The sequence below is a fragment of the Streptomyces glaucosporus genome (assembly GCF_039533345.1).
GTDB lineage: Bacteria > Actinomycetota > Actinomycetes > Streptomycetales > Streptomycetaceae > Streptomyces > Streptomyces glaucosporus.
On the sequence record NZ_BAAATJ010000005.1, the window covers coordinates 67,507 to 91,568 of the forward strand.

General features: G+C 74.4%; 25 protein-coding genes. 8 read left to right on the forward strand and 17 right to left on the reverse strand.

Annotation, left to right across the window (positions count from 1 at the left end):
* Window positions 1-28: 28 nt before the first annotated feature.
* The gene (locus ABD358_RS08105; RefSeq protein WP_344630182.1) at window positions 29-619 is read right to left on the reverse strand and encodes a TetR/AcrR family transcriptional regulator; all 591 of its coding nucleotides are present in this window, start codon (window positions 617-619) and stop codon (window positions 29-31) included.
* Between the two features lie 60 nt (window positions 620-679).
* Here ABD358_RS08105 and ABD358_RS08110 point away from each other — a divergent pair, with 60 nt between their 5' ends.
* Window positions 680-1,330 (forward strand): NAD(P)-dependent oxidoreductase, encoded by a 651-nt coding sequence (locus ABD358_RS08110; RefSeq protein ID WP_344630183.1) that lies wholly within the window; start codon window positions 680-682, stop codon window positions 1,328-1,330.
* Window positions 1,331-1,923: 593 nt separating this feature from the next.
* On the forward strand, window positions 1,924-2,094 hold the full coding sequence (locus ABD358_RS08115; RefSeq protein ID WP_344630184.1) for a hypothetical protein: 171 nt from the start codon (window positions 1,924-1,926) through the stop codon (window positions 2,092-2,094).
* 33 nt (window positions 2,095-2,127) lie between these two features.
* Here the strand turns inward: ABD358_RS08115 and ABD358_RS08120 are convergent, their stop codons facing one another.
* Complete coding sequence (locus ABD358_RS08120; protein ID WP_344630185.1) at window positions 2,128-2,487, reverse strand: hypothetical protein; 360 nt, start codon at window positions 2,485-2,487, stop codon at window positions 2,128-2,130.
* Between the two features lie 563 nt (window positions 2,488-3,050).
* Between ABD358_RS08120 and ABD358_RS08125 the strand changes: the two genes are divergently transcribed.
* The gene (locus ABD358_RS08125) at window positions 3,051-4,424 is read left to right on the forward strand and encodes a hypothetical protein (protein ID WP_344630186.1); all 1,374 of its coding nucleotides are present in this window, start codon (window positions 3,051-3,053) and stop codon (window positions 4,422-4,424) included.
* A 141-nt stretch (window positions 4,425-4,565) separates the two neighbouring features.
* Here the strand turns inward: ABD358_RS08125 and ABD358_RS08130 are convergent, their stop codons facing one another.
* Together ABD358_RS08130 and ABD358_RS08135 are read right to left on the reverse strand one after the other, a co-directional pair.
* A complete protein-coding gene (locus ABD358_RS08130) occupies window positions 4,566-5,309 on the reverse strand; it encodes an ABC transporter permease (protein ID WP_344630356.1) in 744 nt (247 codons plus the stop codon).
* Between the two features lie 61 nt (window positions 5,310-5,370).
* The gene (locus ABD358_RS08135) at window positions 5,371-6,384 is read right to left on the reverse strand and encodes an ATP-binding cassette domain-containing protein (RefSeq protein WP_344630187.1); all 1,014 of its coding nucleotides are present in this window, start codon (window positions 6,382-6,384) and stop codon (window positions 5,371-5,373) included.
* A 129-nt stretch (window positions 6,385-6,513) separates the two neighbouring features.
* Between ABD358_RS08135 and ABD358_RS08140 the strand changes: the two genes are divergently transcribed.
* Window positions 6,514-7,275 (forward strand): TetR/AcrR family transcriptional regulator, encoded by a 762-nt coding sequence (locus ABD358_RS08140; protein ID WP_344630188.1) that lies wholly within the window; start codon window positions 6,514-6,516, stop codon window positions 7,273-7,275.
* Window positions 7,276-7,314: 39 nt separating this feature from the next.
* On the opposite strand, the gene ABD358_RS08145 is transcribed toward ABD358_RS08140, so the two are convergent.
* The gene (locus ABD358_RS08145; RefSeq protein ID WP_344630189.1) at window positions 7,315-8,976 is read right to left on the reverse strand and encodes a glycoside hydrolase family 13 protein; all 1,662 of its coding nucleotides are present in this window, start codon (window positions 8,974-8,976) and stop codon (window positions 7,315-7,317) included.
* A 289-nt stretch (window positions 8,977-9,265) separates the two neighbouring features.
* On the opposite strand from ABD358_RS08145, the gene ABD358_RS08150 reads away from it, so the two are divergent.
* Window positions 9,266-9,940, forward strand: coding sequence for a DedA family protein (locus ABD358_RS08150; RefSeq protein ID WP_425576271.1), 675 nt, complete (start codon window positions 9,266-9,268; stop codon window positions 9,938-9,940).
* A gap of 58 nt (window positions 9,941-9,998) precedes the next feature.
* Here the strand turns inward: ABD358_RS08150 and ABD358_RS08155 are convergent, their stop codons facing one another.
* The 3 genes from ABD358_RS08155 to ABD358_RS08165 all read right to left on the reverse strand — a co-directional run bounded on the left by ABD358_RS08155 (window position 9,999) and on the right by ABD358_RS08165 (window position 12,331).
* Window positions 9,999-10,481, reverse strand: coding sequence for a phosphatase domain-containing protein (locus tag ABD358_RS08155; protein ID WP_344630190.1), 483 nt, complete (start codon window positions 10,479-10,481; stop codon window positions 9,999-10,001).
* A gap of 83 nt (window positions 10,482-10,564) precedes the next feature.
* Window positions 10,565-11,308, reverse strand: a complete 744-nt coding sequence (locus ABD358_RS08160; RefSeq protein ID WP_344630191.1) for an alpha/beta hydrolase — start codon at window positions 11,306-11,308, stop codon at window positions 10,565-10,567.
* Window positions 11,309-11,353: 45 nt separating this feature from the next.
* On the reverse strand, window positions 11,354-12,331 hold the full coding sequence (locus ABD358_RS08165) for an SDR family oxidoreductase (RefSeq protein WP_344630192.1): 978 nt from the start codon (window positions 12,329-12,331) through the stop codon (window positions 11,354-11,356).
* Window positions 12,332-12,507: 176 nt separating this feature from the next.
* On the opposite strand from ABD358_RS08165, the gene ABD358_RS08170 reads away from it, so the two are divergent.
* Window positions 12,508-12,876, forward strand: a complete 369-nt coding sequence (locus ABD358_RS08170) for a hypothetical protein (RefSeq protein WP_344630193.1) — start codon at window positions 12,508-12,510, stop codon at window positions 12,874-12,876.
* 107 nt (window positions 12,877-12,983) lie between these two features.
* Window positions 12,984-14,216 carry a cytochrome P450 gene (locus tag ABD358_RS08175; RefSeq protein WP_425576272.1) on the forward strand — a complete coding sequence of 411 codons (1,233 nt, stop codon included), beginning with the start codon at window positions 12,984-12,986 and terminating at the stop codon, window positions 14,214-14,216.
* A gap of 16 nt (window positions 14,217-14,232) precedes the next feature.
* Here the strand turns inward: ABD358_RS08175 and ABD358_RS08180 are convergent, their stop codons facing one another.
* The 6 genes from ABD358_RS08180 to ABD358_RS08205 all read right to left on the reverse strand — a co-directional run bounded on the left by ABD358_RS08180 (window position 14,233) and on the right by ABD358_RS08205 (window position 17,493).
* Window positions 14,233-14,751 (reverse strand): AAA family ATPase, encoded by a 519-nt coding sequence (locus ABD358_RS08180; protein ID WP_344630195.1) that lies wholly within the window; start codon window positions 14,749-14,751, stop codon window positions 14,233-14,235.
* Between the two features lie 10 nt (window positions 14,752-14,761).
* The gene (locus tag ABD358_RS08185) at window positions 14,762-15,292 is read right to left on the reverse strand and encodes a DUF1360 domain-containing protein (RefSeq protein ID WP_344630196.1); all 531 of its coding nucleotides are present in this window, start codon (window positions 15,290-15,292) and stop codon (window positions 14,762-14,764) included.
* Window positions 15,289-15,465, reverse strand: coding sequence for a hypothetical protein (locus ABD358_RS08190; RefSeq protein WP_344630197.1), 177 nt, complete (start codon window positions 15,463-15,465; stop codon window positions 15,289-15,291). Before ABD358_RS08190 ends, ABD358_RS08185 begins: the two co-directional genes overlap by 4 nt.
* Window positions 15,438-15,743 carry a hypothetical protein gene (locus tag ABD358_RS08195; RefSeq protein WP_344630198.1) on the reverse strand — a complete coding sequence of 102 codons (306 nt, stop codon included), beginning with the start codon at window positions 15,741-15,743 and terminating at the stop codon, window positions 15,438-15,440. Before ABD358_RS08195 ends, ABD358_RS08190 begins: the two co-directional genes overlap by 28 nt.
* 334 nt (window positions 15,744-16,077) lie before the next feature.
* Window positions 16,078-16,476 carry a hypothetical protein gene (locus ABD358_RS08200; RefSeq protein ID WP_344630199.1) on the reverse strand — a complete coding sequence of 133 codons (399 nt, stop codon included), beginning with the start codon at window positions 16,474-16,476 and terminating at the stop codon, window positions 16,078-16,080.
* 138 nt (window positions 16,477-16,614) lie between these two features.
* The gene (locus ABD358_RS08205) at window positions 16,615-17,493 is read right to left on the reverse strand and encodes a glycoside hydrolase family 19 protein (RefSeq protein ID WP_344630358.1); all 879 of its coding nucleotides are present in this window, start codon (window positions 17,491-17,493) and stop codon (window positions 16,615-16,617) included.
* 508 nt (window positions 17,494-18,001) lie between these two features.
* Here ABD358_RS08205 and ABD358_RS08210 point away from each other — a divergent pair.
* Window positions 18,002-18,910 carry a DUF2637 domain-containing protein gene (locus ABD358_RS08210; RefSeq protein WP_344630200.1) on the forward strand — a complete coding sequence of 303 codons (909 nt, stop codon included), beginning with the start codon at window positions 18,002-18,004 and terminating at the stop codon, window positions 18,908-18,910.
* Between the two features lie 96 nt (window positions 18,911-19,006).
* Here ABD358_RS08210 and ABD358_RS08215 read toward each other — a convergent pair whose 3' ends face one another.
* From ABD358_RS08215 to ABD358_RS08225, 3 genes are all read right to left on the reverse strand, one after another.
* Window positions 19,007-22,210, reverse strand: coding sequence for a glycosyl hydrolase 115 family protein (locus ABD358_RS08215; RefSeq protein ID WP_344630201.1), 3,204 nt, complete (start codon window positions 22,208-22,210; stop codon window positions 19,007-19,009).
* A gap of 241 nt (window positions 22,211-22,451) precedes the next feature.
* On the reverse strand, window positions 22,452-23,633 hold the full coding sequence (locus ABD358_RS08220; protein ID WP_344630202.1) for a MalY/PatB family protein: 1,182 nt from the start codon (window positions 23,631-23,633) through the stop codon (window positions 22,452-22,454).
* Between the two features lie 86 nt (window positions 23,634-23,719).
* Entirely contained in the window at window positions 23,720-23,992 is a 273-nt protein-coding gene (locus ABD358_RS08225) for a DUF4235 domain-containing protein (RefSeq protein WP_344630203.1), read from the reverse strand.
* Window positions 23,993-24,062: the final 70 nt, after the last annotated feature.

The following is a 24,062-nucleotide window of genomic DNA, read 5'->3' on the forward strand; positions in this document are numbered from 1 at the left end:
AGACCCGCCCGGTCCCGCCGACCGGACGTCAGACGCCGATGCCCGCCAGGACGGTGCGGGCGAGGGCCGCCGCGAACTCCTCCACGGGCTGCTCGGGGCGCTCGCCCCCCGGGAAGTCGTGGAGGAAGGCGCGCTGCGCGCAGGCCCCCAGCAGCAGGGCGGCCGCCGCGTCGGTGTCCGCGCCGGGCCGGACGCGGCCCGCCTCCCGCTCGGCCCGCAGATAGGCCGAGAGCGCCAGGAGGGGTTTGCGGGGGCCGGTGCCCAGCTCGCGCAGGGCGGCGTGGTGGCGCTTCAGCAGCCGGGGCTCGGCGTACAGGGACGCGGCGATCGGAAAGCTCGACTCGTAGAAGAGCGCGGCGCGCCGGGCGATCTCGGTGAGGTTCTCCTCGACGCTCCGCTCCCCCGGACCGGCGACCATCTCCTCCAGCAGGGGGCCCAGGCGCGGCAGCCTCTCCTCCAGCACGCGGACGAACAGCTCCTCCTTGCTCGAGAAGTGCTTGTAGAGCGCCGCCTCCGAGCAGCCCGCCGCACGGGCGATCTCCTTGGTGGTGGTCCGTGCGAGGCCGATCGTGCGCATCAGCCGTTCGGCCGCGTCGAGGATCCGGTTCCGCGTTGACATCGGGGTGAGCATTCACTCACCCTACTGGTGAGTGAATGCTCACCAACACAGGGAGGGGCCATGCGGCTCACGGTTCTGGGCGCCACGGGCGGCACCGGTCGGCAGCTCGTCCGCCAGGCGCTGGACGCCGGGCACCGGGTGACGGCGGTGGTGCGCGATCCGGCGCGGCTCGCGGTGGGTCCCGGGCCGTCCGGGTCGCTGGAGGTCGTCACCGCCGACGTCACCGACGCCAAGGCGCTGCGGCCGGCGGTGGAGGGCCGGGACGCGGTGCTCTCCGCGCTCGGCGCGGGCGGCAACAAGCAGGCCAGGGCGTTCCCGGTGGCCTCCCGGGGGACCCGTGCGGCGCTGGGCGCCATGGAGTCCTGCGGTGTGCGGCGGCTGGTCGTGGTCAGCGCCGCGCCCGTGGGCCCGGCCCCGGAGGGCGACAGCCTGTCCGGGCGGCTCGCCCACGCGGTGCTGCGGCGGGCCCTGAGCGCGGTGTACGCGGACCTGGCGGCGATGGAGGAGGCCCTCCGGAACAGCTCGGCCGAGTGGACGGTGCTGCGCCCGCCGCAGCTCGTCGACAAGCCCCTCACCGGACGGTACGAGCGGGTGCCGGGGGGTGCCGTGCCGAGGCGCCACCGCATCGCGCGGGCCGACCTGGCGCACGCGATGCTGGCGGCGCTGGACGATCCGGCGACGGTCCGGCAGGTGCTGGGCGTGGCCTCCTGACGTCTGCCCCGCCCTCGCGGTCCCGCGGGAGGGGCACGGGCTCCCGGATCCGGTCCGGCCCCGGTGCGAGCGCGCGTACGTCCCCGGCCCGAGCGGGGCGGCACGTTACTCCCGGCCCCGCGGGGCCCGCCTCACGGCTCCGGGGACGGCCCGCGCCTTTATCACGAGTGGTCGCTGTTCCTGCGACTTCCCGCCAACCTCCGGCGGCAGCCGGGGGCAGGGCGCGTGATCGGCGGGCCGCGCCCGGTGACCGGGGAGCCGGCGCCCGCCTGGGTCGGCGGCGCGGTCCGGCGGAGAGCACGATGACCGTCCGGCGCCCCTCCCCCGCCGTTCGCTTCGGCGCCAAGCGCGTCCGGCTCCGGTGGACGGCCGTCCGAAACTCGTCGCTGCCACCGCCAACGTGACCGTGTTCATGGCAACCCGCATGGCCGGTCCTGTAGTGGGTATCCGCGCGCTGTTCCGTCCCTCCCCCGAGGACACGGGGGAGGGACGGCCATGTGAACGGCGCATGAAACGATCAGGGGCGGCGCGGTGCGCCGCGCCGCCGGTGAACGATCCGTCGCAGAACGGACACGACAGGAAGGACTCGCACGGTGACGACCACCGCCACCCGGACCGACCACCCGCCGATCTACGGAAGCCTGGTCGAGGAGCTCGGCGACGTCCTCGCGGAGACGCGCGAGGTGGCCGAGCGAATACAGCGCGAGACCAGCGAGGCCCTGGACTGGAGAGACCTGGGCGCGACGCAGTACCGCCCGGAGTGAACTCCTGGCCGCGGCGGGCCGCGGCCGGGAGGATCAGGCGGTGGCCGGGAGCGGGACCAGGAAGAACTCCCGGCCGTCCCTGCCGATCACGCGCACCGGGTGCGAGGGCAGCGAGTCGAAGACGGCCGCGGCCACGGCCTCCGGTGCGTCGTCGGCGGTGAGCGGGGGGCGCAGCGCGGCGCGGATCGCCGCGCGGGACGTCTCGGACGGGGTGTCGCGGCCGGCGAGCGCGGCGCACTCGTCGATCTGCTCGTCGGTGAGGTCCGGCCCGTATCCCTTCCGGCGGGCCTCGGCCGCCACCACGGTGGCGAGCGCGGCGCGGTTGTGGTCGCGGCAGACGTCCCCGGGTGTTCCCCTGGGCTGGAAGTGTCGGGCGGTTCCTATCGAGGTCAACGGCGCCTCCGTGAAGATCCGTGCGGTGAGCGGGCGGCGGACGCCCCGAGCCGGGGTGTCCGGGGACGCATGACGCGGCACCCGGCGCCTGCCGTGGCGCCGCAGGCCCGCGACCTGGACTGATTCCAGGTTATCGGAGGGGACTGACAGTCCCGGGTGCGTCGCGCGCCGCCCTGTGGGACCCCGGTGCCGTCCCGGCTCTCCCCGGCGCGGCGGGAGCGGCGCGAGGATGACGGGGAGGGACGAGGAAGAGACGCGGGAGGGCCGAAGAGGCGGAGGGCCCCGGTCGAGACGGGGGAGAACTCGACCGGGGCCGATCGGAGGGTGCGGTGACACGGTGGCTCGCGCCTCCTCGGCGGCGGCACCGCGGAACGTCGGCGGCTGCGGTCGCGCCCTGCGGGCCGGGGGAAGAGCCCGGGGGACCGGTTTCCGACCTTCGGCACCCACCTCTGCTTCAATCTTAAACCACCCATCGGGAACCCGCCGTCCGGGGGACGCTCTCGCCGGGACCTCGCCGGGAAACTTTCCCGGGTGGTCCGGCAGGGTCTGGGTAGCCGAGCATCATGAGGACGAACCGCCCCATTTCCCCCCTACTTCGAGGACGGCGGGCGGGCCTGCTGTGGGCTGTCCTGCTCGCCGTCGCCACCGCTCTGACCGGCCCGGCGGGCAGCGCCCGGGCCGCCACCGATCTCGACCGGGTCGCCGCCTCCCTGCGGGACGACCCCGTCTACGTCGACCCCGCCGCGTCGGACAAGCTCTCCGGTTCCGAGGCCGCGCGCCTCACCGAGCAGATCCGGGACGGCGACGTGCCGGTCTACATCGCCGTCCTGCCCGACGACTCCTCCTACGGAGGCGATGCCGTCTTCGACCGGCTGCGCTCCGAGGTGGGCCGCCCCGGCGTGTACGCCGTCGCGCTCGGCTCGCGTTTCGGAGCGGCGTCCGACGCCTCGGTCCTGCGCGGCTCGACGGCCTCCGCGCTCGCCGAACAGAACCTCCGCGAGCACTCGGACCGGCCCTACGCCATCCTCAGCGGCTTCGTCACCGACGTGCAGTCGGCCGCACAGGGCGGCGGGGGCGATGGGGGCGGCCAGGGCCAGGACCGGGGCGGCGGTTCGGGCGCCGGCGTGCTGGTGGGCTTCCTGGTGGTCCTGGGCGTCCTCGTCTCCGGCGTCCTGCTGGTGACGCGGAGCTCGCGCAAGCGGCAGCGCCGGGAGGAGCAGGCCCAGCTGGAGCAGGTGAGGTCGGCGGTCCAGGAGGACATCACCTCCTACGGCGAGGCCCTGGACCGGCTGGACTTCTCCCCCTCCGCCCCCGGCGTCACCCCGGAGATGCTCGACGACTACCGGCGGGCGCTGGACGCGTACGAGGAGGCCAAGGAGGCGTCCGCGGCGGCCCGGCGCCCCGAGGACGTCAAGGCCGTGACCCATGCGCTGGAGGAGGGCAGGTTCGCCCTGGCCGTGCTGGAGGCCCGGCGCGAGGGGCGGGAGCTGCCCGAGCGGCGGCCGCCGTGCTTCTTCGACCCGCGGCACGGCCCGTCGGTGCGGGACGTGGAGTGGACGCCCCCGGGGGGCTCCCCGCGCGAGGTGCCGGTCTGCGCCGCCGACGCCACCCGGATGGAAGACGGCCTGGACCCGGCCGTGCGGACCGTCCCCTCGGCGACCGGCGAGCGGGTCCCGTACTGGGACGCGGGACCGGCCTACGGGCCGTGGATGGGGGGCTACTTCGGCGGCTACGGCTCGATGCTGCTGCCGGGCCTGCTGTTCGGGACGATGCTGGGCAGCAGCATGGGCGGCTGGGGCTACGGCTACGGCCCCGGCTGGGGTTACGGCGGCGAGGAGGGCTACTCCGGCGGCGGGGACTTCGGAGGCGGCTTCGGCGGCGGTGACTTCGGAGGCGGCTTCGGCGGGGGCGACTTCGGAGGCGGCGGGGACTTCTGAGCCGTCGCGGGAACAGGGGCGGAAAGAGGGAGGAGCCCGGCACCCCACGGTGCCGGGCTCCTCCCCTTCCGTTCTCCCGCCCCCGTGGCGGCTCCGGGCCCCGCGCGCTCCCGCTCCTCCCCCGGCCGCCCCGGCGTCCGCTCAGGCCGTGCGGCGGCGGAAGAGCGCCGCGGACGCCGCCACCGAGACGGCGAGGATGCCCGCGCACCAGGCCAGTGCCAGCCAGGGGGCGTCGCCGACGGGCTGGTCCAGCAGCAGTCCGCGCAGTGCCTCGATGACGGGGGTGACCGGCTGGTTCTCGGCGAATCCGTGGAGCCAGCCCGGCATGGTCTCCACGGGCACGAAGGCGCTGCTCGGGTAGGGCAGGAACAGCACGAGGAAGGTGAAGCCGCTCGCCGCCTCGGGGGACTTCGCCAGCAGGCCGACCGCCGCGGACAGCCAGGAGAAGGCCAGGACGTAGGCCGCCAGGACGCCCGCCGCGGCCGCCCAGTCCGCGGGCCCCGCGTCCGGCCGGAAGCCGATCAGGAAGGCGACGGCGAACACCACGGCGGTGGCGACGGCGTTGCGCGCGACACTGGCCGCCACGTGGCCGGTGAGGACGGAGGTGCCGCCGACGTCCAGGGAGCGGAAGCGGTCGACGATCCCCTCGGCCATGTCGCCGCTGACGCCGACGGCCGTCGCGGCGGCCCCGTATCCGGCGCACAGCACCAGCACCCCGGGAACGACATAGGTGACGTACGCGGTGCCGGTGTCGATCGCTCCCCCGAAGAAGTAGACGAACACCAGCATCAGCATCACGGGCAGGATCAGCGAGGTGAGCAGCGCGTCGACGTTGCGCGCGGACAGCCTCGTGCAGCGGACGGTCATGGCCAGGGCGTTGGTCATGCCCTGCGCCGGGGAACCGGGCGCGGTGGTCTCCCGCACGGCGGCGCGGGGGGCGGCGGCGTCAGACACGGGAGGTCTCCTCACGGGTGGTCGCGGGGCTCGCGGGGCTCACGGGGTTCTCGGGGGCGTCGGCGCGGTGGGTGGCGGTGCGGCCGGTGAGGGCCAGGAAGACGTCGTCGAGGGTGGCCTCGTGCACGGCGAACCGGTCCACCGCCCCGCGCTCCGGGTCCACCTCGTCCAGCAGCGCCCGCACCTGCGCCGCGCTCCCGTCGGTGGGCACTCCCAGCAGCAGGCGGTCCGGGTCGCGGAGCACCGCGGCACCGCCGAGCCGCTCCGCGACCCGGGCGTACGCGAGGGGGTCGGCGAGCGTGAGGTCCAGGCGCCGGCCGGCGACGCGCTGCTTGAGGTCCGCCGGGGCGCCCTCGGCGACCACCCGGCCGGCGTCGAGGAGCGCGACACGACCGGCGAGCCGGTCGGCCTCCTCCAGGTACTGCGTGGTGAGGAAGACCGTCGTGCCGGATCCGGCGAGTGCGGCGACGAGTTCCCACATGCTCTGGCGGCTGCGCGGGTCGAGGCCGGTGGTGGGCTCGTCGAGGAAGAGCACCTCGGGCCGGCCGACGAGGCTCGCCGCGATGTCCAGGCGGCGGCGCATCCCGCCGGAGTAGGTGCCGACCCTGCGGCGGGCGGCGCCGGCGAGGTCGAACCGCTCCAGCAGTTCCCGGGCGCGCTCGCGGGCCCCGCGCCGGGACAGCCCGCTCAGCCGGGCCATCATCCTCAGGTTCTCCTCGCCGGTCTGCTCCCCGTCGAGCGCCGCGTACTGGCCGGTCAGGCTGATGCGGCGGCGGACGGCGCGCCGGTCGCGCACCACGTCGAAACCCGCCACGCGGACGCGTCCGGCGTCGGCCCGCACCAGCGTGGACAGGATGCGCACGGTCGTGGTCTTGCCCGCGCCGTTGGGACCGAGCAGTGAGAACACGGTGCCGCGCGGCACGCTCAGGTCGACTCCGGCCAGGACCTTCACCTGCCCGTAGGACTTCTCCAGGCCGGTCGTCTCGACCGCCGTCTCGTCCGCCATGCGGACCTCCCCCTCTTCTTCTGCGTATCACGTACGCGCTTCTGCGTATCTCATACGCGCTACTGTGTAAGGTATACGCAGACCTAGGATGGCAGTCAACCCCGGCCGAGGATCAGGAGCGCGGAGACGATGGCGAAGGACAGCGGCACCGGCCTGCCCCCGGGTGTCGAAACCGCCTGGGGCCTGCGCGAACGCCCCGGAAAGGGCCCCAGGCCCGGGCTGAGCGTGAGCCGGATCGTCGACGCCGCCGTCGATCTCGCCAACGCCGAGGGACTGCCGGCGGTCTCCATGGGCCGCGTCGCCTCGGCCCTCGGCGTCTCCACGATGTCCCTGTACCGGTACGTGTCGTCCAAGGACGAACTGCTGGTCCTGATGCAGGAGGCGGCCTACGGGCTGCCCCCGGAGGGCCCCGCGCCGGAGGAGGGCTGGCGGGTCGCCCTGGCGCACTGGGCCCGGGCACAGCGCGACGTGCTGTACGGCAACCTGTGGATCCTGCGCATCCCCATCGCCTCCCCTCCCACCACGCCCCATGCGCTCGCCTGGATGGAGCGGGGCCTGGTCTGCCTGCGGGGCACCGGTCTGGAAGAGGGCGAGAAGCTGCAGGTCATCCTGCTGGTCAGCGGATTCGTGCGGAACGAGGCCATGCTGGCGGCGGACCTCGAGTCCACGTCCCGGGCCTCGGGCAGAACCGCCCAGGAGACGATGGCCGCCTACACCGGGCTGCTGGGCAGGCTGGCCGACCCGCAGCGCTTCCCGGAGATCAACGAGGTCCTGAAGTCGGGAGCCATGACCGAGGAGGGCCCTCCCGACGGGGAGTTCGCCTTCGGCCTGGAACGGCTGCTGGACGGCATCGAGGTGCTGATCCGGTCGCGGAACGCGCCGGGCCGCTGACACCCGCGGTGCCGGCGGCCCGGCGCGTGCACGGCGGCGTCAGCGCGGCCGGCTCTCCAGCCAGACGGCGGTGTCGGGCGGCAGCACGCCCCCGGCCGGTCCTCCGCCGCACTCCCCGCTGGCCAGCAGGGGCTCGGCGGACGGCGGCAGGGGCAGCGGGGCGCCGGAGAGGTTGACCCGGCACTCCAGGGCCCCCTTGCGGAAGGCCAGCTCGCCCTCCCGGGAGGGCAGCCAGGCGAAGCCCTCGTCCCCGGTGAAGGAGCGGCGGATCTTCAGTGCCGCCCGGTACAGCTCCAGGAAGGAGTCCGGCCGGCCGGTCTGGGCCTCGACGGAGTACTCGCCCCAGCCCTCGGGCTGCGGCAGCCAGCTCCCGCCCGGGCCGAACCCGTACGACGGGCCGGACCGCTCCCAGGGAATCGGCACGCGGCAGCCGTCCCGGCCCTTGCGGGCGCGGCCGGTCCGCTCCCACATCGGGTCGCGCAGCGCCTCCCGCGGCAGGTCGGCCACCTCCGGCAGGCCCAGCTCCTCTCCCTGGTAGAGGTACGTGGTGCCGGGCAGCGCCAGGGTCAGCAGGGCGGCGGCCCGGGCGCGGCGGCGGCCGAGCTCCTCGTCGGCGGCGGGCTCGCGGCCGTCCGACATCAGCCAGGCGACCGTGTCGGCTCCCTCGGGCAGCGCGTAGCGGCTGAGGTGGCGCACCACGTCGTGGTTGGACAGCACCCAGGTGGGCAGCGCGCCGACCGAGCGGGCGCCGTCCAGGGAGGCGTCGACGACCCGGCGGAGGGCGGCGGCGTTCCACGGGCAGCGCAGGTAGGGGAAGTTGAACGCCTGGTGGAGCTCGTCGGGCCGGGTGTAGAGCGGCAGCCTGGCCTCGCTGACACCCGCTTCGGCGACGGCGATGCGGGGCGGGTCGTACTCGTCCAGGACCCTCCGCCAGGCGCGGTGGATGTCGTGGACCTCGTCCCGGTCCCAGAAGGGGTGGTCGTGACCCTCGGGCGGGGCGTTGAGCGGGGCGGAGTCGCTGCCGCGGGTGTCGCGCAGCGGAGGGGTGAGGTCCTTGCGCATCCCGTGCGCCACGTCGACGCGGAAGCCGTCGACGCCCAGGTCCAGCCAGAACCGCAGGATGCTCTCGAACTCCGCGAGGACCTCGGGGTTCTCCCAGTTCAGGTCGGGCTGCTCGGCGGCGAAGATGTGCATGTACCACTGGCCGTCCGGCACCCGGGTCCAGGCCGGGCCGCCGAACTTGGACTGCCAGTCCGAGGGCGGCTCGCCGCCGTCCGGTCCCCTGCCGTCCCGGAAGACGAACCGGTCGCGGGCCGGCGAGCCCGGCGGGGAGGCCAGGGCCTCGGCGAACCAGGGGTGCTCGCTGGAGCAGTGGTTGGGGACGATGTCCACGACGACCCGCAGGCCGAGGGCGTGGGCGCGGTCGAGGAGTTCGCGGAAGTCGTCCAGGGTCCCGTGGCGCGGGTCGACGTCGCGGTAGTCGCTCACGTCGTAGCCGCCGTCGGCCCAGGGCGAGCGGTAGAAGGGGGTCAGCCACACGGCGTCCGCGCCCAGCTCGGCGACGTGGCCCAGACGGTCGGTGACGCCCCGCAGGTCGCCCATGCCGTCCCCGTCGGCGTCGGCGAAGCTGGGCACGTATATCTGGTAGACGACCGATTCCCGCCACCAGTCGGCGTTGCCTCGGGACGTGTTGTGCGTCACGGGAGCCCCTCGCGCTTGTTCGTACGACAGACCGCATTATTGGACCGCCGCGTCGCCCACGGTCAAGAAATGCCCAGAAGATGAGCACGTGACATATGCCATGTCCGGTCACGGCCGCTGATGACCGGCGATCCGGATATCTCATCCCAAATCCCCATGGAACACCGGCGCCCGCACCCGGTTCCGCCGCGGCCGGGGGGCGCCGGCGACCGTCCCGCGCACCGCCTCCGGGGCGCTGGAGGGCCACCCACGTGGCGCCGCCGTCCCGCCGTTGCCTAGCGTTGTCCCCATGATCCGAACCGTAGCCGCCGCGCAACAGCCGACCGGCGGAATAGCAGGCTGGGCCACGAGCATGATGGAGACCCTCGGCGCCCCGGGGGCCGGCCTGGCCATCGCCCTGGAGAACCTCTTCCCTCCCCTGCCCAGCGAGGTGATCCTGCCGCTCGCCGGCTTCACCGCGAGCCGGGGCGACATGAACCTGTACGCAGCCGTGGTGTGGACCACGATCGGCTCGGTGGTCGGGGCGCTCGCCCTGTACTGGGTGGGCGCCCTCCTGGGCCGGGACCGGACCCTGGCCATCGCGGCGAAACTGCCGCTGGTGAAGGTCGAGGACATCGAGAAGACGGAGGCGTGGTTCTCCCGGCACGGCACCAAGGCGGTCTTCTTCGGGCGGATGATCCCGATCTTCCGCAGCCTGATCTCGGTTCCCGCGGGCGTCGAGCGCATGCCGGTGACGACCTTCCTGGTCCTCACCTCCCTCGGCAGCCTGCTGTGGAACACCGTCTTCGTGCTCGCCGGCTACCTGCTCGGGGAGAACTGGCACACCGTCTCGGACTACGTCTCGATGTACTCCAAGGGCGTGCTGGCCGTCGTCGCCCTGGTGCTCGTGGGCTTCGTCGTCCGCCGTCTGATGAGACCCGGCAACGGCACCCGGCGGGCCTCGCGCCGCGAACGGGAGCGGTGACCGGCGGGGCCCGCGGCGGACGGACGGGGCCCGCGGCGGCCGTCCGCCGCGGGCCCCGTCAGGTGCGCCCCTCCTGTTCCTGGGCCCGTTCGAGGGCGGGCGGGGCCGCCGCCCACCCGGCTCGCACCACCGGGAATCCGGCGTTCTCGTAGGCGTCGCAGACCTGCTCGTCGTCGTCGACCACCAGGGCGACGGCGCGGTCCCGGGCCAGGCGCCGCAGCAGCTCCGGCTTGGTGACGCGGGCGGGACGGCGGTCGCCTCCGCCGCGCATCAGCAGCCGTCCGGCGGGCAGGCCGTGCCGGTCCAGCCACCGGAGGGTGTCGTGGCGGCAGCGCTCCGGGCGTCCGGTCACGTAGACCACTTCGTGCTCCTCCGCGCTCTCCAGCGCCAGGGCCACGCCCTCCGCCAGCGGCGGGTCCCGGGGGGCGGCGGCGAAGAAGGCGTCCCAGTCGCGGGGACGGCCCTCGATGTGGTGCAGACGGTGGCGGACGTCGGCGAGCGTTCCGTCCAGGTCGAACACCGCCAGGGAGCGGTGCGTCATCGGCCACCTCCTGAGGGGACGCCGGTCGGCACGGCGCCGGCACCATGGTCGCACCCCTCCCCGCCGGCGCGCCGCCCCGGTCCTCAGCCCTCCGGGGAGCCGTGCACCCACCAGCGCAGCGCCCTGGTGGCCAGGTCGGGCGGCACTTCGTGGCCGCCGCCGAACTCCCGGTAGGCGACGTCGTAGCCGTCCCGCTCCAGTTCCGGGACGATGCGGCGGCTGCACCGGGCGACCGGCAGGACGCGGTCCTCCCTGCCGTGGCAGACGAAGATCCGGGGACGCCCGTGGCGGACCACCGGCGCCATGAAGCCGGGCGAGAAGGCGAGCACCGCGCCGAACAGGTCGCCGTTGGCCAGGCCCAGGGACAGCGCGTAGGAGGCGCCGTCGGAGAACCCGGCCACCGCCACCCCGTCCGGACGCACCGGGAGCCGCCGGAAGACGTCCCGCAGCGCGGCGTCCAGCCGGGCCACGTCCGGGCCGTACCCGCCGCGGACCACGTCCCAGGTCGAGTCGGTCGCCTGGGGCGCGAGCAGCAGCAGCGCGTCGGAGCCGGCCTGCGGGAGCAGCCAGTCCAGCGCCCGCTCCGCCGATCCCCCGGCCCCGTGCAGCGCCACCAGCAGCCAGTACGGTCCCCCCGCTCCGGGCCCCTCCGCGGCCGGGGGCACGCGCAGCAGCCCCTGCCCGTCCATCCGGTAGGTGCCCGGCTCCGTCACGGCGGTGACGGAGCCGGACGGGCGGGCGGTGAGCCGGCCGTGCCGCTCGTTCTCCTCCACCACCGGATGGGGGTGGGCGCTCTCGGGGACCGGCGTCCCCTCCGGCCCGGTCATCGCTCTCCTCCTTCCGCTCCTCCGGTCTGGCGCACGGTGCGCGGTTCAGCGGGCGCGGAGCCGCCGGCCGACGCCCAGGGCCGTGCCGGTCAGCAGCGCAGCGGTGGCCAGCCGCCGCACGGCGGTGCGCCGCCGTCCGTGCCAGCCGCCGTGCACCGCGCCCTCGCCGGGGGCCGGCACGTGCAGGTTGCCGTGGCCGGCCGGGCCGGGCTCCCTGCGGGAGAGGTGCGTCCGGTCGGCCTGGACGGCCATCGCCTTCTCCGCCGCCCCCGGGGCGGTCCTCGCCTCCATCACGAGCTGCCGGCCCGCCGGGCCGACCACGACCTCCCGGCGCGGGGACCGGACCACGCGGACGACGGCGCGGGCGACGCGTTCGGGGCTGTAGACCGGCGGCATGGCCACCGGCCTGCGCCCGGTGTAGTTGGCCGCGTGGTCGAAGAGCGGGGTGTCGACCGTGGCCGGGAGGACGGTGCACACCCTGATCCCCCGCTCCCCGGCCAGCCACAGTTCCTGGCGGAGGCTGGTGCCCAGCGCCCGGACGGCGGCCTTCGACATGCCGTAGGCGTGGGTGTAGGGCTGGGGGAGGGCGGCGACGACGGACGAGACGTTCACCAGCGTTCCCCGCCCCTGCTCGCGCATCACCCCGAGCGCCGCCCGGGCGCCGTGGACGTACCCCATGACGTTGACGTCGACGACCTTGCGGAAGTCCTCCAGCGGGACCTCCTGGAAGGGGCCGAAGACGGTGACGGCGGCGTTGTTGACCCACACGTCGAGCCGCCCGAAGTGCTCCACCGCGCGCCGGGCGAGGTTCTGGACCGCCGCCGGGTCGGTGACGTCGGCGGGCACCACCAGGGTCCGCGCGCCCCGGTGCCCCCCGCAGGCGCGCGCGACCGCCTCCAGCGCCTCCTCCCGGCGCGCGGCCAGCACCACCGCGCACCCCTTGCGGGCGAACGCCAGGGCGGTGGCGCGCCCGATGCCGCTCGACGCCCCGGTCACGACCACCACGGAACCGCGTACGCGCATCTGCCGATCTCCTCGTTCGGGCTCGCTCGGGCCGGTCCGGGCGGTTCGGGCCCGCCCGGCCGCTCGCGCTCCCCGGACCCTCCGGGGGTTCCGGACGGGACGGTGCCCGCCGTCCGGCGGCAAGTACCCGGGCCGGGGCCGCGCATGCCCCCGCCGCCCGGGGGTACGCACCCCGCATGGCCGAGACGAACAAGGACAAAACCCCCGAAGAGCCGGCAGGGAACGAGACGGCACGGGAGTTCCGGGAGGCCGAGCGGCGGCGCGAGCAGGCCCGCCCGTTCGACTACCCCTACCCGGAGCGCCGCGCCAACGTACGGGCCAGGCGCCGCATCAGCCGCGAGGAGGCGGACGCGGACATGCCGCCCGGCCTGTCCGGCAGCTACGGCACCACCGGCGGCGGACAGCCCGCCGGCCCGGCCCGTGCCCGGCCGGGCAGGTCGGTGGTGGACGAGGACCCCTCGGGCACCGTCGACGAGAACGGCCCTTCCGGCACCTCAGGGGCCTCCGGGACTTCCGGAGACGACGGCGGGAGCACCGGCCGGTAGGAGCACGGCCGGAGGACCGCCGTGCGCGGCCTCCGGGCCCCTGGCCCCGCGCGTTTCGGCCCGGACGCCCCGGGCACGAGCGCCGCATGGATTCCCCCCGCTGCCCCTTGACCGACAGCACCCCGTCCCTCCTCGCGCAGGGGTACGCCTGGCTGCCCGACCGCGTGCGGCGCGCCGCGGAGCCCTTCGTCCGCGCCCGGCTGGCGGGCCGGCACGCGGTGGCCCTGCGCGGTCCCGAGGCGGTGCGGTTCCTCTACGACGAGCGTCACGTGCGGCGGCACCGCGCCCTTCCCGAACCGGTGAAGAGCACCCTGTTCGGGCACGGCGCGGTGCACACCCTCGACGGGCAGGCGCACCGGGTTCGCAAGGCGATGTTCCTGTCGCTGCTCACCGACCCCGGCCGCGTCGCCGCGCTGACCGACCGCACGGCCGAGGCGTGGGACGAGGCGGTGGAGCGCTGGGAGAGGCAGCCGCGCGTGGTGCTGTTCGACGAGGCGAGCCGGGTCATCGCGCGGGGTGTCTGCCGGTGGGCCGGGGTGCCCCTGGACGACGCCGGGGCGGAGCCGGTGGCCCGCGACCTGGTGGCCATGGTCGACGGCTTCGCCACCCCGGGACCGCGCCACTGGCGGGCCCGGGCGGCGCGTCGCCGCCGGGAGGCGTGGCTGGCCCGTCTGGTGGAGGGGGTGCGCGACGGCTCGGCGGACGTGCCGGCCGGTTCGGCGGTGGAGGCGGTGGCCTCCCACCGCGACGTCGACGGCGAGGTGCTGGACCCCCGGACGGCCGCGGTCGAGCTCCTCAACATCCTGCGCCCCACCACCGCGGTCTGCTGGTTCGTCGCCTTCGCCGCGCACGCGCTGCACCGGTGGCCCGGGAACCGGGCGCGGCTGCGGGACGACGACGGCGCGTACGCGGAGGCGTTCGTCCACGAGGTCCGCCGCTTCTACCCGTTCGCGCCGTTCATCGGGGGCCGGGCGGTCACGGACCTGACGTGGCGGGGCGAGGCCGTCCCCTCCGGCGCCCTCGTCCTCCTCGACCTGTACGGGCAGAACCACGACCCCGATCTGTGGAAGGAGCCCTACGCCTTCGATCCGCGGCGCTTCCTCGACCGGCCTCCGGGCCGGGACGAGCTGGTGCCGCAGGGCGGCGGCGACCGGGCCCTCAACCACCGCTGCCCGGGCGAGGACGTCACCGTGTCGCTGCTGAAGGCGCTCTCCACGCGGCTGGCGCGCCTGGAGTACGAGGTGCCCGCGCAGGACCTGTCGATCCCGCTGCGGCGCGTACCGGCCCGCCCCCGCAGCGGTGTCGTCCTCACCGGGGTGCGGCACCCGTCCGCGGACTGACCCCGGGCCGCGCCGCTCAGGGCGCGTCGTCCGGCCGGACGTCGAAGCCGCCGCGGCCGTCGATGCGCACCTGCCACACCGCGTCGAAGCCGTCCGAGCGGCGTGGCCTGCGCAGTCTCCGCAGCGTGTCGAAGAAGCCCGCGTCGGGCACCCGTTCCCGGCCCCGGCGGGCGGCGTTGCGCGCCAGGGCGTCCGGCACGTCCGGCGGGAACCAGTACGCCACCACCCGCGCCCCGTGGGCACGCCCCGCGGCGATCAGCGGCGCCCACTCCAGCGGCGAGGGGTTGGTGTTGTCCACGACCACCGACCGCCCCCGTTCCAGCGCCTCCTCCACCAGGCGCATCTGCCGCCGCTGCTTGTGCCGGGCGGAGCGCGGGAAGAGGTCCTTGCTGACCACGGTGTGGGTTCCGGCGAACCGCCGGGCGCGGAAGGTGGACTTCCCCGACGCCTGGAGGCCCACGAGCACGGCCAGCTCCGGCACGGCCGGCCCCGGCGGTGCCTCCGCCGGGGCACCGGCCCCGGGCGGCCGTGTCACGGAACCTCCCTCAGCCCTCGGCCTTCTGCTGGGTCAGGCTCCAGGCGTACTGCAGCCAGTCGGAGAGGGCCACCGCGCTCAGGCACGAGACGACCAGGCGGGTGGCGCGCGGGGCGGCGGCGTACCCCATGGTGAGCCCGCTCGCGACCCACATCGCGACACAGAAGGGACAGGCCAGCAGCTCCCCGACCGACCTGTGCAGTCCGTGGCCGCGGGGCTCGTCCATGACCTCGGCGCCGTGGAGGCTGCCCGCCCGCCGTGTGAAGGGGGCGCGCAGGAAGCTGGTCACCTTGTCCTTGGTGATCAGGCGGGAACTGCGGTAGGTGGCCACTCCCATCAGGAGCAGGTCCAGCGGCGGGATCCGCTCGGGCAGCTGCCGTCCCGACGCCCGCGTCCGCCAGGCGAACACTCCGACGCCGGTCGCGTAGACGCCCGCCAGCGTGGCCAGGCCGCGGAGCGAGACCTCCCCGCCCTCGGAGTACTCGTCCGCGCCGGTGGCACGGCCGACGGTCTCGGCGGCCTGCTCCATCGCACCGCTCATCGGCGTCTCTCCTCGTCCTGGATGTCGTACTGGATGTCGTGCCGGATGTCGTCCTGGGTGTCGTGCCGGGCGCCGTGCCGTCTCCGGGTGCCGCCGGACGCCGCCCGGGTCCGCGCCGCGGGGTCCGCTTCTTCGGCGGCCGGGGTCAGGGCCTGGGGTTCGTGCGCCGCCACCGGGGTTTCGCGTCCGGTCCCCTGCGCCCCGCCACCGAGGCGCACCGCGGGCAGACGCGCTGGACGCGGTCGGCCGCGCCGCCCGACGCCGGGAGGACGTCGGACCAGGTCACGTGCGGGAAGCGGCCGAGCCGGGAACGGCTGAGGGACAACCCGCACACGGTCTGGTTCATGCCCTGTTCCCACGCGTGCACCTCGCCCGCGGGCAGCCGGACGTTGTCGTCCTCGTCGGTCCACTGGCCCGACGCCGCGACCGCGTAGCGCTTCCGTACTGACACGGATGACGGAGTTCCCCCTGTACAGGCGTCCACACCCCCGGCGGCCGGATCTCCACGGCCCGTGGGGCCTCCGGTTCCGGGGCGCCGTTCCCGGGCGGCGGGTGGTCCGGACGCGTACCGACCGCGCCCGCTCCCCGCCGCGGCTCCACGGTGTCCGTCCGCACGGCGGGCCCGCGCCGCGCTCACACGGCGCGGACGTGCGCCGCCCGCCGCCCGGGGTGGCCTCCGGCGCCCGCCGGGGGACTCTCCGAGGTCCCCGCGGCCCCGCCGCCGTCCCCTCCCCGGCGGCGGGCGCGAACGGACCGGCCGGCGCGGCGCCCCGTCCGGGGCTCCGTCACGGCTCGTCGCGCCGGTGGAGCCTGCCGCCGGCGCGGAACGCGTGGATGGCGTGCCCCTGGTCGCCGGCGGTCTGCATCACCTGCTCCCAGCTCAGGGCCCGCGCTCCCGTGGCGAACAGCGGGCCGGTCTCCCGGTCGCCGACCAGCCGGGCCAGCATCCGCACGGCCCGCTCGCTGAGGACGCCCTCGCCCTCGGGCACCGCCCTGCCGCAGACGCCGGTCACCCGTCCCGCCGCGAGGTCCACGTCCCCGATCTCCATCGAGAGCAGGTCCAGGACCCGCAGTTCGCCCTCCCACAGCAGCAGCCACAGCGTCCGGTGGGCCATGTCGATGGAGTCGTCGGCGAGCAGCTCGTCGAGCCGCTCGGGGGTGATGCGTTCGTCCGTGAGTGTCATGGCCCGGCAGTATTCCGCCCGGACGCGGCGGACGATAGGGGTAGGAGGGACCCTTCCCGTAAACGGCACTCCGCGCCGCGGCCCGCCGGATGGGCGGTGCGGGCCGCGGCGCGGGGGTCTTCCGCGTGAACTGCCGTGTCAGCAGGTCAGGTTGTCACCCGGGGTGGTGCCGAGGATCTGGACGAACCGCTTGTAGGTGTCGACCCGGCTCTGCACCTGGGCGGGGTTCCGGCCGCCGCACTCCAGGGCTCCGTTGATGCTGCGGATGGTCTCGCCGAAGCCGGGCCCGTTGACCATCGCGTTGTGCGGGGTCATGGTGCCCGGGCCGCTCTGGGTGTTCCAGTACCACAGGGCGGTCTTCCAGGCGACCGCGGCGTCCCGCTCCACCAGGTGGGGGTTGCGGAGCAGGTCGATGCCCAGGGCGTCGCCCGCCGCCTTGTAGTTGAAGTTCCAGCTCAGCTGGATCGGGCCGCGGCCGTAGTAGGCGGCCTGGCCGGCGGGGCAGCCGTACGGCTGGCTGCTGTCGCAGTAGTGGGGGTAGTTGGCGGTGTTCTGCTCCACGATGTGGACCAGGCCGCCGGTCTCGTGGCTGACGTTGGCGAGGAAGGCGGCGGCCTCCCTCTTCTTCACCGTGTCGCTGCCGGTGTTGGCGAAGGCCGGGTAGGCGCTCAGCGCGGCCTTCAGTCCCTGGTAGGTGTAGAAGGAGTTCCGGTTCGGGAACATCTGCTTGAACTGCGCCTCGCCGACCACGAACCCCGAGGGGTCGGGGTTGGTGGGCGGGGTGGTGCCGCCGCCGCAGGCGCCCTGGTCCTTCCAGACACCGGAGGTGCCGGGGGGGACCTCGTTCTGGGTCCACCACTGGGCGGTCCAGTTGCGGCCGTTGTGGGAGACGGTGTCGCCGTTCCAGTAGACCGCCGAGGAGTTCCAGGGAGTCGCGCACTCGGCCGCGGACGCGGTGTTCGCGGGTATGACGACCGCCAGGGCGCCTGCCAGCGTGGCCGCGGCGGCACCCGCCATGACGCGAAGTCGTTGCACCTGAACATCCCTTCGGATGTGGGGGGTTGGTCGGGAATACTCAAGCGCTTTTGGTATGGACCAGTCAAGGTATAGACCAAGACAGTCGACGGTCGCCCGCCCCGGCAGCGGCTCCACGCCGCACGGGGGCCCGCCCGGGTCCCGGACGGAAGCGGAAGGCGGCGAAGAAGAAGCGGAGGGAGGGGGAAGAGGGGCGGGACGGTGGACCGCCGTCGAGGCCTCCTGCGGCACCCCGTCCGGGTCGCGCTCCCATGGGCGGTGGCCCGCCGTACGACGGACCACCGGCGCCCCCGGCGGCTCCGCGCACCGAAGAGGAGGGCCGGGAAAGACGGCCGGCGTCATGAGGCGAATGCCGGCCACCACTATCGTATGGCTTACGGCTTCACCCGAATGCCGGTACTCCGGTCGGGCGTCGCCTTCGTTGTTGTGGACGTGACTCCACCAGATCCGCTTTCCACATCCGCGCCCCGTCGCTCCCGGTGGGGCTGCCGTGAATGACCAAGGGCAGTACTTCGATCCGTACGGCGTGCCGCCGGACGGGGACCCCGGCGGGTGGGGCACCGCCCACCCCGAGTTCGGCCAGGGCCCCGCCCCCGACCAGCGGTCTCCCGCCTCCCCCGAGGTGGACCTCCTGGACCCCTCATGGGACTTCGAGGCCGAACTGGCCCAGCTGCTGCGGGACTCCGGCCGGCCCCAGCCCCCTCCCCCGTCGGCGGCGCCCGCGGATCCGGGGGACGGCGTGGACGAGGCCACCCGGGTGCTGCGCCGCCTCGACAGGAACGGGGAACCGGTCGTACCGGACGAGGAGTTCGAGGCCCCCCCGGCCCGCTCCGCTCAGCGCTCGCAGGCCGACCGCCGGCACCGCCGCCGTCGCCGCAGGCCCCCCCGGCCCGAGCTGTCGTGGCTGCACGTGTTCAGCTTCTCCGTCGCGGCGCTGACGGCCTGTCTGGTGGCGATGGTGAGTGTGCTCGGGGGAATGGCCTCCTACGACCCCCTGCGCCACCTGGCCGGTCTGAGCGTGCCCGACGATCTCGCGCGGTGGTGGCCCCTGCTGGTCTACGGGCCCTGGCTGACCGCCTCGCTGTCGATCCTGCGCGCCACCGTCCTGCGGCGGCGCGTCCGGCACTCCTGGGCCGTGGTGGTCCTCTTCTCGACCGTCGCGGTGGTGCTGTGCGTCGCCCATGCCCCCAGGACCCTGTCCGGGGTGGCGGTCGCCGGACTTCCCCCCATCACCGCCCTGGCCTGCTTCCACCAGCTCGTGGGGCAGATCACCCTCACCCAGCCGCGGCACGCCCTGCCCCGCCGGCCCGGGCAGTCCGCCCCGCCGCAGCCGCAGGAGCAGCAGCGCGAGGGGCTGCTCCGCCGGCGCGCCACGCGCCACGGGGGCGGCCGGGGCTGACCGCGGCGCACCGCGCGCGGAGCTCCTCGCGACCGGACCCGGCCGGACGACCCGCATGGTCGTCCGGCCGGGTCCGTCGTGCTCCGGCGCCGGCCGTCACCGGCCCCGGTCGGCCCGCAGGCTCTCCGGCGGCCCCAGGTAGCTCGGCTCCAGGCCCCCGGTGTCCACGACGATCTTCTGCACGATGACGGTCGGGTCGACCATCCACAGCTTCAGGGTGTGGACGCCCGGCCTGTCGATCCGGTGCCGGGTGGAGGTCCGGTTGACGTTGTCGGAGGTGTTCCTCGCCCAGCGGACGTTCATGTAGGTGTCGTCCGCGCCCGTGGCCGTGGTGACGTTGACCGTCTGCGGCGGCGCGTCGTCGATCGAGACGGCGTACCGCAGGCCCTCCGTCGGCAGGACGTTGTTGCGGGGGGACAGGTACACCCAGACCTCGACCTCTCCGGCCGTGGTGAGGGTCATCTCGTACTCCAGGCGCGGGCCGCGGCCACCCGGTGTCCGGCTGGGCGCGGTGACCGGGTAGGGCTCCATCCCGTCCTCGGCCCGTCCGATGTCGGGCAGCCGCACCCAGTGGACCCCGGCGCCGCCGACGGCCCGGGTGCAGTGGGCGGCCTCCATCGAGACGTAGCCGCTCGCCTCGACGAATCCCCGCAGCCCGCGGCGCGGGAGCCCCGGGTTCTCCACGACGGCCCGGACCTCCACCTTGGCGCCGCCCGGTCCGTGGACCGTGATCGGCACCCTGGTGACGCCCTTCGGGGCCCGGTCCCAGTCGATGCGCACGGTCGCGCGCACCTCCTTGTCGACCCGGCCGCGGGCGCGGTCGATCCTCACCCACGGCTCGGCCGGGACGATCCGGTAGTCGAACGGCCTGCTGCCGCGGTTGAAGACGTCGATGTACTGGTCCGGCCGGGTCTGGTACGGGCTGAAGGCCGGGAGCACCGCCGGGCCGTCCGCCTCGGGCCACCACAGGTCGGAGCCGTCGACGGCCACGCCCATCTCGGCGCGGTCGGGGAGTTCGATGCGCCTGACCGCCGGGAAGACCTCGTCGGGCAGGGCGACGTGGTCGGGCGTCTGTGGCTGCTGCCAGGGCGCGTCCGGGCCGTAGCGCTCCACGTCCCCGTAACCGATCTTCGGCTGGGTCTGGAAGCCCTTCCACTTACCCCCCGCCAGGATGTTGTTGTAGTAGTCCGACATCGCCCGGTCGTCGGCGAAGCGCGCGTCGGTGGTGTCGGCGTGGTCGTTGGCGGCGGCGCGGCCCTGCTCCGCGTAGAGGATGTTGGTGAACTCCGCCTCGCGCAGCTCGTAGAGGTTGGCGGTCGCCTTCACCTGGTAGAGCACGAGCTGGTAGTACGCGTCCTGGTCGGCGCGCGGCAGCCGGCGCCCGATCCGCTCGGCCCTCTTCGCCAGCTTCCGCCACTCCTCGGTGACCCGGGCCATCTCCCGGTAGTGGTTGAGGTGGTACGGGCTGGCCTGGTCGTCGTAGACCACCGCCGCGTCGTCCTTGGACAGGTCCTTGGCGGGGTCCAGGGTGATGCGGCGGTTGAGCAGCTCGGGTTTGCGGCGGGCCTGGAGCACGCCGTAGGTGTGGAGGACCTCGGCGATCTCGTCGGCGTGCTCGGGGCCGAAGTTCTGCGCGGCGTACTGCCGCTCCCACTCGTGGAGGCGCTCCAGCGGCCAGCGGTCGGGGGCCCAGGCGTAGTCGAGGAAGAACTGCGTGGGCATCTCCTCGGCCTTCAGGTCGCCCACGTTGACCACCCACAGGCGGTCCACGCCGTAGGTGTGGGTGAGGTGGAGCTGCTCCCAGGTGCTGACGAGGTTGATGGTGTCGACCCACTTGTAGTTGCGGCCGACGCCGACGTAGTCGAAGTGGTAGTACATGCCGTAGCCGCCGGCGCGCTTCGGGAGCGACTGGTCGGGCAGCTTGCGCATGTTGCCCCAGTTGTCGTCGCAGAAGACGACGGTGACGTCCTCCGGCGGCCGCAGGCCCTTGTCCCAGTACCGCTGGACCTCCTTGTAGAGGGTCTGGACCTGCGGGATGTCGGTGATGTCGGACTTCCCGGTGACCTCGGACAGGATCCTGCGCTGGCTGGCGAGGATGGACTCCATGAGGTCGATGCCGTCGCCGTCGGGCAGGCTGACGTCGCCGTTGCCGCGCATGCCGAGGGTGACGACGCCCTCGAAGTCCTCCTCGACCATGCGGCGGATGCCGTCGCGCCAGTACGCCTCGATGGCCTCCCGGTTGCGGCGGAAGCTCCACTCGCCGGTGCCGCCGTAGGGGTCGCGGCCGGGCTCGGTGATGTTGCCCTCGGCGTCGCGCTTGGCGGGGACGGCGTGGCGGTTCCACTCCTCGATGCCGCGCATCATGGGCGCCTCGTGGGAGGTGCCCATGACGATGCCGTACTCCTTGGCCGTGGCGTGGTTCTCCGGGTCGTCCTCGGCGAAGGCGCGTCCCCACACCGCCGGCCACAGGTAGTTGGCCTTGAGCCGGAGCAGGGTCTCGAAGACCTTGGCGTAGAACTCCTTGTTGAAGCCGTTGGGGAAGCCGGGGGCGTGTCCGGGGCCGAAGTACTCGGGCGCCCAGGTGCCCAGGGCCGGGTTCTCGTCGTTGATGAAGAAGCCGCGGTACTTGACGGCGGGGGTGCCCTGGGTGTGGCGGCCGGGCAGCACGTGGAGCTCGTCGTGGCGGCGGGGCGGCACGTCGTCCCAGAAGTGCCAGGGGGACACGCCCATCTGCCGGGTGGTCTCGTAGATTCCGAAGATGGTGCCGCGCTGGTCGCTGCCGGCGATGACGAACGCGCGGCGGACGCCCGGCAGCGGGTTCTCCACGACCTGTTCGAGGGTGGTCTCCCACTTTCCGGCGATCCCGGAGACGTCCAGTTTCCCGTCGGCGATCAGCCGGTCGACCAGCGGGCTCTTCCCGATGGTTCCGACGATCACGACCTCGGACCGCTTCGGCGGGGTGTCGCCGCGCCTGACGGCGGGTTCCACGCCGGTGACGCGCTTGACGTCCTTCCGCAGGTCCTCCACCGCCCGCAGCACGCCCGGGTGGTCGCTTCCGCTGACCGTGATCGCGGCGGCCCTGCCGCCCGCGACGAGGGGGAAGCTCCCGGGCCTGCGGGAGAAGGTGATGTAGGTGCCGGAACCGTGCCCGGGCTTGCCGCCCCTGCCGTCCGCCGCGTGGGCGGCGGGGGCCGTGACGGCTGGCACGGCGGTGGCGGCGGCGGTCAGCGGCAGCAGACTCAGGAACGTCCGCCGGCTGGTGTTCTCGGGGACCTGCGAGCCGGTGTGGGGCCTTCTCATTGCTCAATCTCCGCGAGGAATGGACGGGAGAGGGAATCGTGCGCCGATCGTTTCCGGAATGGTTCCGGAAAGAACATCACCGAGGCATGCTCAGGTCAAGACTCCGTACTCAACAAGTTCCCCATGGACACCAGCAGTTGGACCGCCTCTCATGGAGAGACGGCCCAACACGATTCCGAAAATTTCCGCCGACGATGCGGAAAACGCAGAGGCGGCGAAGGCGGCAGGGGCGATGGACGTGTCAGAGGGCGGCGGCCATCCGCCGCACGGCCTCGGTGAGGATCTCGGGCGAGGTGGCAAGGTTCAGCCGGACGTGCCCGGCCCCGCCCGTGCCGAACCCGGGGCCGGAGTTGAGGGCGACCCGGCCGCGTTCCAGGAACACCGCGGCCGGATCGTCGCCCAGGCCGAGGGCCCGGCAGTCCAGCCAGGCGAGGTAGGTGCCCTGGGGCGCGCGGTGGCGCACCTCCGGCAGGTGCCGGGCCAGCAGCTCCGCCAGCAGCCGCCGGTTCTCGTCCACCCCGGCCAGCAGGGCGTCCAGCCAGTCGCCGCCGTCCCGCAGGGCCGCGCTGTGGGCGACGACGCCCAGGTGGCTCGCCCCGTGGCCGACCTCCTCGGGCACCCGGGCCAGGTCTTCGGCGGCCTCGGGACCCGCCACCGCGAGCGCGGCCTTGAGCCCGGCCAGGTTCCACGCCTTGGAGGCCGACAGCAGGGCGAAGGCGCTCTCGCCCCCGCGCACGCTCGGATAGGGGACGTGTCGCGCCCCGGGCAGCACCAGCGGCGCGTGGATCTCGTCGGAGACGACGCGCACCCCGTGCTCCCGCGCCAGTGAGGCCACCCGCTCCAGCTCGGCGCGGGTGTGGACGGTGCCCGTCGGGTTGTGGGGGTTGCACAGCAGGTACGCCGCCGGCCGCCCCTCCGCGCGGGCCCGGACGAAGGCGGCCTCCAGCGCGGGGAAGTCCAGGCGCAGGTCCGCCCCGAGGGGCGCCTCGACGATCCGGCGGTCCGCGTGCCCGACGAAGGCGTAGAAGGGCGGGTACACCGGCGGATTGACGACCACCGCGTCACCGGGCCCGGTGACGAGCCTCAGGACCTCCACGATCCCCAGCATCACGTCGGGCACGAGCGCGGTGTGCTCCGCCCCGGGACGCCAGTTCCAGCGCCGTTCGGCGAAGGCGGCCAGCGCGTCGGCGTACTCCGTGCCCGCCGGGTAGCCGGTGTCCCCCAGCCGGACGGCCTCGGTGAGCGCCCGTGCGACGGGATCGGCGAGCGGGACGTCCATCTCCGCCACCCACAGCGGCAGGACGTCCTCGGGATGGGCACGCCACTTCATGCTGGTGCGCCGCCTGAGATCGCCGAGGGCCAGGCGGCGCAGGGGGTTGGCGGTGCCGGTCCGGGCGGGGGTGTCGTGGCGCCGAGGGGTCACGGGGTACCTCCGGTCGGGGAACGGGGCCGTACGGTCCACCGTACGGCCCCGCGCCACCCGTTTCCGCTGTTTTCCGCCGGCCCGGATCAGCCCGGCCAGCTGCCCGTCATCCTGCGGACCACCACGGCCCCGCCGCGGTCCACCGCCGCCCTGACCACGGAGAAGATCACTCCCTGGATGGCGGCGGCCAGCAGGATCTCGGCCAGCCTGCGGTCCTCGTCGCCCGGGTCGGGGGCGTCGTCCTCGTCGCTGACCATCTTCCAGGCCTGCTTGAAGGCCGCGCTCGCGATGGCGCCGCTCAGCGCGCCGAGCGCGAGGCCCACCGGCCTGTACAGCAGCTTCTTCTTCTTTCTCTTCATGACCGGACCTCTCCCTGACGGGTTCCCTGCCGGGTTCTCCTGGCACGGCCGTTCGAAGCCGTCCCCGGGT